This window comes from Stenotrophomonas sp. G106K1 (assembly GCF_037969685.1).
Taxonomy (GTDB): Bacteria; Pseudomonadota; Gammaproteobacteria; order Xanthomonadales; family Xanthomonadaceae; genus Stenotrophomonas; species Stenotrophomonas lactitubi.
Window position 1 is genome coordinate 58,414 of sequence record NZ_JBBPFR010000025.1, and the last position, 12,276, is coordinate 70,689.

Sequence of the window (12,276 nt, forward strand, 5' to 3'; positions counted from 1 at the left end):
AGGCAAGGCCCCGCGAAAGCGGTATGTGCCAAGCGTTTACTGGCGTGAACGTGGTGCTGCGATAGCGCCGTGCGCCCATTCCATGCAAGGGTCCGCAGCACGGTGTCGGTGTATGTCGGGATGTATCCCGGCGCGCCATGAGCGGCGACGCCGTCGTAGAGTCGGGATGCCCGGCCGAGGGCGCCGGGCGGGGTCGGAACCTGGCGGGGATCCGACCCCGTTTTCTTTGCACTCAGGCCTTCTTTCTTTTGCCCAGCGCATGGGTAGCGCCGGGCCATGCCCGGCGGTTCAATACCGGTAGTTCACCTTCATCCACAGGCTGCGGCCGGGCTCATTGATGCGCACCGGGTCGGCCGGGAAGCCGAAATCGGCGCTGCCGGCCAGATTCAGATGCTCGCTGTAGGCACGGTCGAACAGGTTGTCGACACCGGCGCTGAGCTGCAGCTGCGAACTGAAACGATAAGCCGCATTGAGCGCCAGCGTGGCAAAGCCGCTGCTCGGCCCGAGGTCCTGCGCGACCACGTTGCCCTGCCCGTCCGCGACCCGATGCTGATGGGTGACCGCGCGCACCAGCGCGCCGGCACTCCAGCGCTGGCCTTCCCAGTCCGCACTCAAGCGCGCTTCCAGCGGCGGCATCTGCGGCAACGGGCTATGCTGGTCGCGGTTCTCGCCCCAGGCATAGGCCAGGGTGCCACCCAGCTTCCACTGCTGGTCGAGCTGCAGCTGCACACCGGCCTCGGCACCGGCGATGCGCGCCTGCACGTTGTCGGCCTGGCTCATGCCCATCATGCCGCTGCCGCGATAGGTGAACAGGATGTAGTCCTGGATCTGCCCGGCATAGGCCGAGACCCAGGCCTGCACGCGTTGGCCCTTGTACTGCAGGCCAACGTCGAGCTGGGTGGTGCGCTCGGGCTGGATGCCAGCGAATGCGTTCACCGCACCTGCCGGCCCATGATCGGGCGAGAACAGTTCCCAGTAGTCGGGCATGCGCTGGCTGTGTCCCAGCCCGGCATACCAGGTCAGGCCATCGGCGAGATCCTGTTCGTAGCGCAGGAAACCACTGCCCAGCCACTCCCTGCGCCGCTGGCCGGCGGTGGGAGTGGGCATGATCATCATGCCGCCGATGTCGGCGCGCTCATCGCGCACGCTGGCACGATCGACGCGCAGGCCGCCGATCCAGCGCTGGTCGGTGTCGGCGCCGAGGGTCAGTTCAGTGAAGGCACCGTAGCGGCGGAAGTTGGCGTCAGTGTTCCAGTCCGCTTGTTTGTAGGTGTCGCGGCCCATGCCCATGCGGCCACGATGCCGGCTGTCTTCGCCGTCGACGCCGGCCACCAGCTGCACATCCTGCCAGCGCCATTCGGCGCTGATGCGCCCGCCCTGCGTTCGTCGATCCACGTTCGAGGCCATAGGCATCGGCATCATGCTGTGCGGGTTGGGCGTACGCAGCGTGTAGTTGTCCATCACGTGGTCGGCTTCGTTGTAATACACGTTGCCCTGCAGCGTGTCCCACGCGCCGGGCAGGTTGCGCTTCTCGAAGCGTGCGGCGTAGCTGGTGCGCTCGAACGCGGCACCGTCCATGCCGCGCCCGGCGTAGCGCGCGACCGCATCGCCGGCACCGGCGGACACTTCAAGCAGGGTATCGGCGTCAGGCGTCCAGCCAACGGCTACGTCGCCATTCCACTTGCGCCATTTCGACGGAACCACATCACCGTTGCCGTCCTTGTAGTCATCGGCTTCGGAGCGATTGCCGCTGGCACGCACATAGCCGGTCGGATTGCCCAGAGTGAGGTCCAACACCTGGTCGTTGCGGTTGCGCGAACCGACCAGCGTGCTGGCATCTGCACGCAGCCCGGGCTCGTCGAAACGCGGGGTATCACGCTCAAAACGCACCGTGCCCGCAGACGCACCCGCGCCCCAGCGCACGCTCTGCGGGCCCTTGATGATGGTCAGCCGGTCAAAGCTCTCCGGCGAGATGTAGGACAACGGGTTGTCCATGCGCGAGGGACACGCACCAATCAGATTGCCATCGTTGCTGAGGATGTTCAGCCGCGAACCGAACATGCCACGCAGCACCGGGTCGCCGTTGGTGCCGCCATTGCGGATGGCGGAAAAGCCGGGAACGGTCTTCAGGTAGTCGGCGCCATCGCTGGCCGGCACCGGCTGCCGCGGCAGGCGCGGATCGGTCACCCAGTGCAAGGGTGAGGACGGTGCAGCGGCGGTGACCACCAGCGTGTCCAGCGTCCGCGCTTCTTCAGCGGGCGCGGCATGGGCGAAAGGCGCGGTCAAGGCAACGCCAAGGGCAAACGGCAGGCGCACACGGGCGCCCGCGCCGGGGAAAGTCATTTTCATGGAAACAGCTCCAAGGTACGCACGCGCGCACGACACCCTTGCAGGCATCGCGCGACGGATTCGACAGGGAAATCAGCGGACGGTGGAGACCAGCGGCGGGCCACGCGCGGCGTGTGCCGGCCAATGCAGCAGCGGCAGTCGCAGCTGTGACCATGGGAACACCAGCGTCGGCCGCCACAGCAGTGGCAGCAGCAGCACCAGCACTGCCAGCCACGGCAGCAGGCGCATGGCCAGCACGCAGTACTCGCAGGCCTCGCCATGCATGGCGTGCGGATCGGCGGGCGGGCTGGGCACAGCCGGATCTGCATCGTGGTGCGCGTGACCGGCCATGGCCATGCCGCGCATGTCGTGGCCCATGGCCGCGTGGTCCATGCCTGCCATGCCCGCATGATCCATCGGCTGCGCCTGCAGCACGCGGCTGACCAGCGGCGCGAGCACCATCAGCAGCGTCGCGATGAAGGCGAGCTGGAGCAGGCTTCGATGCAGCTGGACGGTACGGATCACCGCGCTAGTGTAGAGGTGCCTCCAGGGGGCGCCGTGCGACGAACCGTCGCAGGACGGGGTTATCGGCAGGGCTGCGCCCTGCTCGACCATCCCTCACACCGTGATCGTCTGCGTCAGCGATTCCCAGGTCGGCGGCACCGGCCAGGACGCGACCTGGTTGCCATCCAGCACCCGCCGCAGATCGCGCGGATCGATCTGCGGGGCCAGCACATGCACCAGCTCCAACGCGTAATCGCGCAGCACCCGGTCGCGCGGCAGCACCGCCCAGGCAATGCACTCGGTGATCGGCGCCGGCGCTGGCCATACCCGCAGGTCTTCATCGTTGGCGCTGATCGCCATCTCGGCCAGCAGCCCCACCCCCAGACCCGTACGCACATAGGTCTTGATCAGGTCCGCGTCCAGCGCCGTCAGCGCCAGATCGGGCACCAGGCTCTGCGCGGCAAAGGCGCGCTGCAACGAGGAGTTGGGCCGGGTCGAGGATTCGTAGCTGATCAACGGCTGGCGTGACAATGCCGCCAGGTCCGGTGCGCGCCCGGCGCGGTCCAGCGGATGGCCCTTGGGTACCACCACCAGCCGGCGCCAACGGAACAGCGGCACGGCGATGCCATCGGTGGGTTCGCTGCCTGCAGTGCTGATGATCGCGATATCGGCATCGCCCTGGTTCAGCCGGTCCAGCGCATCGGCCTCACCGGCCTGCTGCAGGTGCACACTGACCTGTGGATAGGCCTGCTTGATGCGCGACACCGCCGGCGGCAGCACGAAGCGCGCCTGGGTGTGGGTGGTGGTCAGGATCAGCTGGCCCTGGCTCTCGCGACGCTGGTTGGCCGCGTAGGTGCGGATGTTGTTGGCTTCGGACAGCACTGCGCGGGCGCGGCTGATCACTTCGGTACCGGCCGGGGTGACCGACTCCAGGCTGCGCCCCTTGCGCACGAACAGCAGGAAGCCCAGTTCGTCCTCCAGCTGCTTGAGCTGCTTGGACAGGCCAGGCTGGGTGGCATGCACGCGCGAGGCGGCGAGCGTGATGTTCAGCTCGGCGTCGGCGATGGCAACCAGGTAGCGCAGCTGGGTCAGCGTCATGGCAGGCGGGCGGTGTGGGGGCGGAGGTCCACTCTAGGGTCAATTGCCGTCACCAGCTTATAACCAAAGGTTGTTTAAGAAAGGTATCTGGTCATTTCCGGGCGTCATATGCCGGCGCTACGGTCAGCCGGCAGCCGCTGGCCTGAACAGCCAGCCTTCTTCCCTTCCGCCCGCCGAGGCCCGGCGCGGCCTGTTACTGGAGCGCTCCCATGGCCCTGTACGACTCCATCCTCGACACCATCGGCAACACCCCCATCGTCAAGCTGCAGCGGCTGGCACCGAAGGGGGTGACCTTGTATGCCAAGGTCGAATCCTTCAACCCGGGCGGTTCGGTGAAGGATCGCCTGGCACTGGCGATCATCCTCGATGCCGAGCGGCGTGGCCTGCTCAAGCCGGGCGACACCATCGTCGAAGCCACCTCGGGCAACACCGGCGTCGCCCTGGCGATGGTGGCCGCCGCACGCGGTTACAAGTTCGTGGCGACGATGGTCGAGACCTTCTCGGTGGAACGCCGCAAGCTGATGCGTGCCTACGGTGCGAAGGTCATCCTGACCCCGGCCGCCGAGCGCGGCAGCGGCATGGTGCGCAGGGCGCGCGAACTGGCCGAGGAGCACGGCTGGTTCCTGGCCAGCCAGTTCGCCAACCCGGCCAACCCGGCCTACCACCGCAACACCACCGCCGCAGAGATCCTGCGTGATTTCGCCGGCAAGCGGCTGGACTACTTCGTCAGCGGCTGGGGCACCGGCGGCACGCTGACCGGCGTCGGTGAGGTACTGAAGGTCGCCCGCCCGGACACCCGCATCATCGCCACCGAACCGGCAGGTGCCGCATTGCTGAAGGGCGACGACTGGAAGCCGCACAAGATCCAGGGCTGGACCCCGGACTTCGTGCCCGATGTGCTCAATCGCAATGTGGTGGACGAGCTGGTAACGGTGGAAGACGACCGCGCGATCGCCACCGCCCGCCGTCTGGCGGCGGAGGAAGGCATCTTCGTCGGCATCTCCGCCGGTGCCACCGTGGCCAGCGCACTGGACGTGGCAGATCGCGCTGAACCGGGCGCGGTGATCCTGGCGATGTTGCCGGACACCGGTGAACGCTACTTCTCCACGCCGCTGTTCGCCGACGTCAATGAAGGTTCCGACGACGACTGGCTGGCCGGTCTGCCCTGATCACCGCGTTGTCGATGACAGCAGGATGACGCCCACCCTCGCGGTGGGCGTTTCCATTTGGGTAATCCTGACTGGGCATTGCCGTTGCAAGCGGACCGCTTTCCCAAGAAATAAGAAGCAATCCACGTCAGGAACTTTCGTTTCGCCTGCGTAAGGCGCTCGCTTCAGCCTGCGTGAAGGCACTGCCGGCCATCGTGCATGAACAGGGCGGATCGCAGTGCGTGAGACGGTCATGACGCAGCATCGATGCCCTGTCCCGCAAGATGCGGGTGCAGCCAGCGTGGGCACGGCGCGCAACAACTACAGGCAGGAGACGGACGCATGAAGATCGAAGTGTGGCAGGGCGACATCACGGCCCTGGCGGTGGATGCGATCGTCAACGCGGCCAATGAATCACTGCTCGGTGGCGGCGGTGTCGACGGCGCGATCCATCGTGCAGCCGGCCCCGGCCTGCTGGCCGAGTGCGAGCGTCTGCCGGAGCTGCGCCCCGGTGTGCGCTGCCCCACCGGTGAGGTGCGCGCAACCGATGCCTATGCACTTCCGGCACGGCACGTACTGCACACCGTGGGCCCGGTCTGGCACGACGGCCAGCGCGACGAACCGGCACTGCTGGCGAACTGCTACTGGAAGTCGCTGCAGCTGGCCGAATCGCTGGACCTGCAGTCGATCGCGTTCCCGGCCATCAGCTGTGGCGTGTATGGCTATCCGCTGTACCAGGCGGCGCAGATCGCGGTCACCGAAACATTGGCCTGGCAGCGCAGCCACGCACAGCCGATGCGGATCGTGCTGGTGGCGTTCAACACGGCGACCGCCAAGGCCTACCAGCAGGCGCTGACGGCCGCAGGCCAGGTTGCCGACAGTGGGCGCGGGTCGCTGCTGCCGCCACTGGGCGATAGCGGATTCGTGCCGGCGCATTGAAACAACACCGGGTGTGGAAGGAAAAAGGCCGGGCAATGCCCGGCCTTTTCGTTTGCATCCGTTGCAGCGGCGTCAGTCCGTCGCTTCAGCGGCGGCATCGGCGGTCGCCGCGGCAGCCGATGCCGAAGCGGCACCGTCGACCTGCACGCGCACTTCCACCATGCCCGCTTCGTCGCTCAGGCTGGACACGTCCACGGTGTAGTGGCCGGCCGGCAGCGATTCTTCCAGGCGCGCGTTGGTGCCATTGCCACCATCATCGTCCACCAGCTCTACGTTCGAACCGACCACGCGCAGCACCGTATCCACCTGGCTGGAAATCGCATCCAGGCGCACATCGGCCGGACGCGGCAGGCTCAGCAGGAAGCGGCGGCGCCCTTCGCCATCGAGCATGGCGAACACACTGCCGGAATTCGGCAGGGTGGTGCCATCACGCATGACCATGTTGGCCGGCAGCTCGGTGCGCTTGGCGGTCAGCTTGAACGCGCCGGTGCCGTCTTCGCCCAGGCTGCGCACGCGCAGGGTGTACTTGCCCGGTTCCAGCGGCATGCCGATGCGCGAATTGGTGCCGTCACCGCCGTCGTCGTTTTCCGACTGTGCGCCGTTGCCGTCCAGCTTCAGCACGGTATCGAACGCATCCGATTCCAGGCGGATCTCGTACATGCCGGCCTTGTCCACCTGCAGGGTGTAATCCTGCGACTTGGAGACCAGCAGGTCGACGATCTCGCCTTCGGCCACCATCGGCTTGCCGTCATACGGCACCAGCTTCTCGGCGCGCAGGCGGTACGGGCCGAAGGCGGACGGGCCGTCGGCGTTGATGGCCACCTGGTAGCTGCCGGTGCCATTGGCGCGGAACGCCAGTGAGACGTCGTCGCCGCGCTCGTAGCCCGAGCTGCTGCTGGCCACCAGCACGCCATTGTTGAACACGGCGATCGAGCCGCGCAGCGCACCGGTCAACTTGATGCCGACCAGTTGCTTGTCTTCCAGCTTCAGCTGGTACAGCTGATGGTGGCTGCCATCATTGAAATTGACGCCGCTGCGCGAAGTGATTTCGCCGGATACCGGCTTGTCGAACTCCAGCGAGGGGGCCTTGCCCACGTCCGTGCTGCCACCCATCCGGTTGCAGCCGCCGACAGCCAGCACGGTGGCCACGGCCAGCGTGATTGCGGTAATACGCATGTTTCTTCTCCTTGGCCTTCCATGTATGCCCCACGCACTGGCCTGGCGTGCGGGAGGCGGCAACGATACCGGCAAAAGCAAACGCCGGCGTGATGCCGGCGCTGCCTTGTTCAGTTCATGCTGCGGAACGGCGGATCAGCCGTTCCACTTGCCCAGCGCGGCCTGGCCGTTTTCCTTGGCGCGCTCGTAGACGGTCTTCTGCGCGGCGGCGTAGTTGCCCTTCATGTCCTTGCCCCACAGCTTCAGAGCCGCCTGCTGCATGGCGCGGCCATAGGAGAAGCTCAGCGGCCACGGCAGGTTGCCCATCTGGTTCATGGCGTTGAGGTGGGCGGTGGACTGCTCATCGCTCTGGCCACCGGACAGGAACACCACGCCCGGCAGGATCGCCGGCACAGTGCTCTTCAGGCACATCACGGTCGACTCGGCCACTTCCTCGACGTCGGCCTGCTCGTCGCAGCCCTTGCCGGAGATGACCATCGAGGCCTTCAGGATGGTGCCTTCCAGCAGCACGTTCTGCTGGTACAGCGCGTCGAACAGCGAGCGCAGGGTGGCTTCGGTGACTTCGTAGCAGGTCTCGATGTCGTGCTCGCCGTCCATGATCACTTCCGGCTCGACCATCGGCACCAGGCCGCATTCCTGGCACAGCGCGGCATAGCGGGCCAGCGCATGCGCGTTGGACTCGATGCAGGTGCCCGACGGAATGCTCTCGCCGATGTTGATGACCGCACGCCACTTGGCGAAGCGCGCGCCCAGCTTGTAGTACTCCTGCAGGCGCTCACGCAGGCCGTCCAGGCCTTCGGTGACCAGCTCGCCCGGGCAACCGGCCAGCGGGTGCGCACCCTTGTCCACCTTGATGCCCGGGATCATGCCGTGGTCGGCCATGTACTTGGCGAACGGCACGCCGTCCTTGGTCGACTGACGGATGGTCTCGTCGTACAGGATCGCGCCGGAAATGTGCTCGTTGAGCTTCGGCGTGGTCAGCAGCAGTTCGCGGTAGGCGCGACGGTTCTCTTCGGTGTTCTCGATGCCGACGCTGGCAAAGCGCTTGGCGATGGTACCGGTGGATTCGTCGATCGCGATGATGCCCTTGCCCGGGGCAACCATGGCCTGGGCGGTTTCAGCCAGCTGTTCGATGCTCATGTACTTCCTGTGGCGGGTGCGGGAAAAACGTAAGTATAGCCCCGACGCCCCGTTACCTCGACGTGGAGGCCGGGGTGGAAACGATTCCACGTCCGCACGGGACAGGAAATGTCCTGCCCGGCATGGGGTCGGAGCCCCTTCAGGGATCTGACCCCGGGGTCGGATCCGCGCAGCGGCTCCGACCCGGTGTAACCACCTCTTACAGGTCGCCGAGACCGCTGGCGCGGCCGTCGTCGCCCACTTCCAGCAGGCGCAGGGTATTGGTCGCGCCGTGGGTTTCCATGTGCTCACCGCTGGTGAACACCACACGGTCACCGGCCTGCAGCATGCCGCCTTCCACCAGCAGGCGGATACTGCCGCGTGCGGCTTCGCGCGGGGTGAAGCCACGGCTGTCGAAGTTGATCGGGAACACATCGCGCATCAGCGCCATCTGCCGGCGTGCGCCGTCATGGCGGGTGACCGCGAACACCGGTGCCGAGGCACGGAAGCGCGACAGGTAGCGGGCGGTGCCACCGGATTCGGTCATGGCCACGATCGCGCGCACGCCCACGTGCTGGGACAGGAACATGGTGGCCATGGCAATGGCCTGGTCGGCACGTTCCAGGTTGCGCGGCGAGGCGCCGAAGTCGGTCTCGGTCTGGAACTGGCGCTCCGCGCCCAGGCAGATGCGCGCCATCGCTTCGACCGCCTTGACCGGATATGCCCCGGCGGCGGTTTCGGCCGACAGCATCACCGCATCGGTACCGTCGATGACCGAGTTGGCCACGTCCAGCACTTCAGCGCGGGTCGGGATCGGGCTTTCTACCATCGACTGCAGCATCTGCGTGGCGGTGATCACCACCTTGTTCTGCGCCAGCGAGGCCTTGATGATCTTCTTCTGCAGGCCTGGCAGCTCGGCATCGCCGATTTCCACGCCCAGGTCACCACGCGCCACCATCACCACGTCACTGGCGTCGACGATCTCTTCCAGGTTCTCGATGGCTTCGGTGCGCTCGATCTTGGACACCAGCGCGGCGTAGCAGCCGTGCGATTCGGCGATCTCGCGTGCATCGTTCATGTCCTGCGCATTGCGGCAGAACGACACGGCGATGAAGTCCACGCCGATCTTGGCAACGATGCCGATCAATTCCTTGTCGCGCTCGGTCAGCGCGCCCAGCGACAGGCCACCGCCCTGCTTGTTCAGGCCCTTGCGATCGGACAACGGACCGTCATTGAGCACGGTGTTGATGATGCGCTCGCCCTGCACTTCCACCACCTGCAGCTGCATCAGCCCATCGTCGAGCAGCAGCACGTCACCGGCGCTCACGTCCTGCGGCAGGCCGAGGTAGCTCACGCCCACCTGGGTGGCATCGCCGGGGCCGGCATCGGTGCTGGCGATCAGGTCGAAACGGTCGCCGGCCTTGAGATGCACCTTGCCTTCGGCGAAGCGCTCGATACGGATCTTCGGGCCCGGCAGATCGGCCAGGATGCCCACTTCCACGCCCACACGCTGCGCGGCGGCGCGCACATCGGCGGCACGCTTGGCCTGGCCGGACGGGTCACCATGGCTGAAGTTGAGGCGCACCACGTTGACGCCGGCGCGGAACAGATCCTCCAGCACGCCCGGCGGATCGGTAGCCGGACCGAGGGTGGCAAGGATCTTGGTGCGACGCTGACGCTCGAACATGATGGATGGGCCTCTCCCGTTAAAGGACGGAAACTAGCACATCCTTCACGTCCCATGTATACGGTTACAGCCTTGCGCTGTCTGACTCTGCGGGACATCGCACGGACATGTTCCGGACATACGCTGGTCGATGGCGGCGGAAACGCCGCCGGGCAAGGCCCGGCGCGCGCCATCGTCTATCTCAGGCCAGCAATGCCAGCAGCTGCGCCGGATCACGGGCCAGCTGCCCGGCACCGGCCTCGGTCAGCTCCCGCTCGCCACCAAAGCCCCACAGCACGCCCACGCTGCGCAGGCCGTGGTGACGGGCGCCCTCGATGTCCATGCGGCGGTCGCCGATCATCCAGCAGCGTTCCGGCGCCAGCTGCAGGCGATGCAGCGCCTCGCCCACCAGCTGCGGCTTGCTGCTGCGCGAACCATCGGGCGTTGAACCGATCACGTCCTCGAACAGGTCACCGAACGGCAGATGCTCGACGATGCGGCGGGCATGCGGTTCGTTCTTGGCGGTGACCACGGCCAGGCGGTGCCCCCGTTCGTGCAGCGCGCGCACCACCGCTTCAATGTCCGGATAGATGGTGTGCTCGCGCCAGCCTTCCACGTCAAAGCGCTCGCGATAGAAGGCCACGGCCTGCTCCACCCGTTCGGCATCCCCGAAAAGCGGTGCGAAGGTGGTGCGCAGCGACGGGCCGATCCAGCCCAGCAGCGTTTCCTGCGGAGGCACCGGGTGGTCCATCTTCTGCAGCGCATAGGCCATGCAGGTGGTAATGCCCACTTCCGAATCGATCAGCGTGCCATCCATGTCGAAGAAGAGCGTTGCACGCGCTTCTCCGTCCACCCGCAGGGCGACGCTCATGCGCCGCGCGCGGCCAGGGCGGCCACTGCCGGCAGCGTCTTGCCTTCCAGGAACTCCAGGAATGCGCCGCCACCGGTGGAGATGTAGCTGACCTGCTGGGCGATATCGAACTTGTCGACCGCGGCCAGGGTATCGCCACCACCGGCGATGGAGAACGCCGGCGAACTGGCGATGGCACGGGCCAGCGCTTCGGTGCCCTTGCTGAAGGCTTCGAACTCGAACACGCCGACCGGGCCGTTCCAGACCACGGTGCCGGCCTTCTGGATCAGCTGCGCGTACTGCGCGGCGGTCTGCGGGCCGATGTCCAGGATCAGGTCATCCTCGGCCACTGCATCGACGGCCTTCACTTCGGCAACCGCGTCAGGCAGGAACTGCTTGGCGGTGACCACATCCACCGGCAGCGGGATGTCCGCACCGCGCGCCTTGGCGTCGGCCACGATCTTCTTCGCGGTATCCAGCAGGTCCGGCTCGTACAGCGACTTGCCGACCTTGTAGCCGGCCGCCGCGATGAAGGTGTTGGCGATGCCGCCACCGACGATCAGCTGGTCGACCTTGCCGACCAGGTTGGCCAGCAGCTCCAGTTTGGTGCTGACCTTGCTGCCGGCGACGATGGCCAGCAGCGGTTTGGCCGGCGCATCCAGGGCCTTGGCCAGCGCATCCAGCTCAGCCATCAGCAGCGGGCCACCGGCAGCGACCGGGGCGAAACGGATCACGCCATGGGTGGACGCCTGCGCGCGGTGCGCGGTACCGAAGGCATCCATCACGAACACATCGCAGAGGGCGGCGTACTTCTTCGACAGGGCTTCATCGTCCTTGCCCTCGCCGACGTTCATGCGGCAGTTTTCCAGCAGCACCAGCTGGCCCGGCTGCACGTCGACGCCGTCGACCCAGTCACGCACCAGCGGCACGTCGCGGCCCAGCAGCACCGACAGGCGCTGCGCAACCGGCGCCAGCGAATCGGTCTCGCTCCACACGCCTTCCTTCGGGCGGCCCAGGTGCGAGGTGACCATCACCGCAGCGCCCTGCTCCAGCGCGCGCTTGAGCGTCGGCAGGGAAGCGGTGATGCGCTGTTCGGAGGTGATGCGGCCATTCTCGATCGGCACGTTCAGATCCTGGCGGATCAGCACGCGCTTGCCGGAGAGGTCGAGGTCGGTCATGCGGACGATGGACATGGGCAACTCTTTGGCTCTGGAGATGGGATGCCGGTTTACGGCAGACGGTCATTGTATCGGGTGCGGCTGGCGGCCGCGCCGCTGCCTGCGGCAGGCTTCGAAGCAACGGCAACGGCAACGGCAACGGCCAGAGCGCTGGCGCTTCGTGGTCTGTGGGTGGGCCGAGGTGGTGTGGGCTCCCGGGGGACGCCGTGAATCCCTCCATGGAGGCTCGGGCGCGCCATCCATGGCGCTTACGCCCCCGCGAGCCCACAC

Annotated in this window: 10 protein-coding genes; 2 read left to right on the forward strand and 8 right to left on the reverse strand. The window is 66.7% G+C overall.

Features of this window, described 5'->3' with window-relative positions:
* Positions 1 to 288: 288 nt before the first annotated feature.
* From WKB25_RS17940 to WKB25_RS17950, 3 genes are all read right to left on the reverse strand, one after another.
* Positions 289 to 2,349 (reverse strand): TonB-dependent copper receptor, encoded by a 2,061-nt coding sequence (locus tag WKB25_RS17940; protein WP_340572087.1) that lies wholly within the window; start codon positions 2,347 to 2,349, stop codon positions 289 to 291.
* A gap of 72 nt (positions 2,350 to 2,421) precedes the next feature.
* Positions 2,422 to 2,850 (reverse strand): DUF2946 family protein, encoded by a 429-nt coding sequence (locus WKB25_RS17945; RefSeq protein WP_340572102.1) that lies wholly within the window; start codon positions 2,848 to 2,850, stop codon positions 2,422 to 2,424.
* 96 nt (positions 2,851 to 2,946) lie between these two features.
* Positions 2,947 to 3,930 (reverse strand): LysR family transcriptional regulator, encoded by a 984-nt coding sequence (locus WKB25_RS17950; RefSeq protein WP_340572089.1) that lies wholly within the window; start codon positions 3,928 to 3,930, stop codon positions 2,947 to 2,949.
* A 209-nt stretch (positions 3,931 to 4,139) separates the two neighbouring features.
* Here WKB25_RS17950 and cysK point away from each other — a divergent pair, with 209 nt between their 5' ends.
* The gene (gene cysK, locus WKB25_RS17955) at positions 4,140 to 5,099 is read left to right on the forward strand and encodes a cysteine synthase A (protein ID WP_340572091.1); all 960 of its coding nucleotides are present in this window, start codon (positions 4,140 to 4,142) and stop codon (positions 5,097 to 5,099) included.
* A 321-nt stretch (positions 5,100 to 5,420) separates the two neighbouring features.
* The gene (locus WKB25_RS17960; RefSeq protein ID WP_340572093.1) at positions 5,421 to 6,017 is read left to right on the forward strand and encodes an O-acetyl-ADP-ribose deacetylase; all 597 of its coding nucleotides are present in this window, start codon (positions 5,421 to 5,423) and stop codon (positions 6,015 to 6,017) included.
* A gap of 72 nt (positions 6,018 to 6,089) precedes the next feature.
* Here the strand turns inward: WKB25_RS17960 and WKB25_RS17965 are convergent, their stop codons facing one another.
* From WKB25_RS17965 to WKB25_RS17985, 5 genes are all read right to left on the reverse strand, one after another.
* Positions 6,090 to 7,193, reverse strand: coding sequence for an ABC transporter substrate-binding protein (locus WKB25_RS17965; protein WP_340572094.1), 1,104 nt, complete (start codon positions 7,191 to 7,193; stop codon positions 6,090 to 6,092).
* A 135-nt stretch (positions 7,194 to 7,328) separates the two neighbouring features.
* Positions 7,329 to 8,333, reverse strand: a complete 1,005-nt coding sequence (locus tag WKB25_RS17970) for a class I fructose-bisphosphate aldolase (RefSeq protein ID WP_049464892.1) — start codon at positions 8,331 to 8,333, stop codon at positions 7,329 to 7,331.
* 199 nt (positions 8,334 to 8,532) lie between these two features.
* Positions 8,533 to 9,999: a pyruvate kinase gene (gene pyk, locus WKB25_RS17975; RefSeq protein ID WP_340572097.1), complete on the reverse strand. Its 1,467-nt coding sequence runs from the start codon at positions 9,997 to 9,999 to the stop codon at positions 8,533 to 8,535.
* A gap of 181 nt (positions 10,000 to 10,180) precedes the next feature.
* Entirely contained in the window at positions 10,181 to 10,849 is a 669-nt protein-coding gene (locus WKB25_RS17980) for an HAD hydrolase-like protein (protein WP_340572099.1), read from the reverse strand.
* Positions 10,846 to 12,021 (reverse strand): phosphoglycerate kinase, encoded by a 1,176-nt coding sequence (locus tag WKB25_RS17985; RefSeq protein ID WP_340572100.1) that lies wholly within the window; start codon positions 12,019 to 12,021, stop codon positions 10,846 to 10,848. Before WKB25_RS17985 ends, WKB25_RS17980 begins: the two co-directional genes overlap by 4 nt.
* Positions 12,022 to 12,276 lie beyond the last annotated feature (255 nt).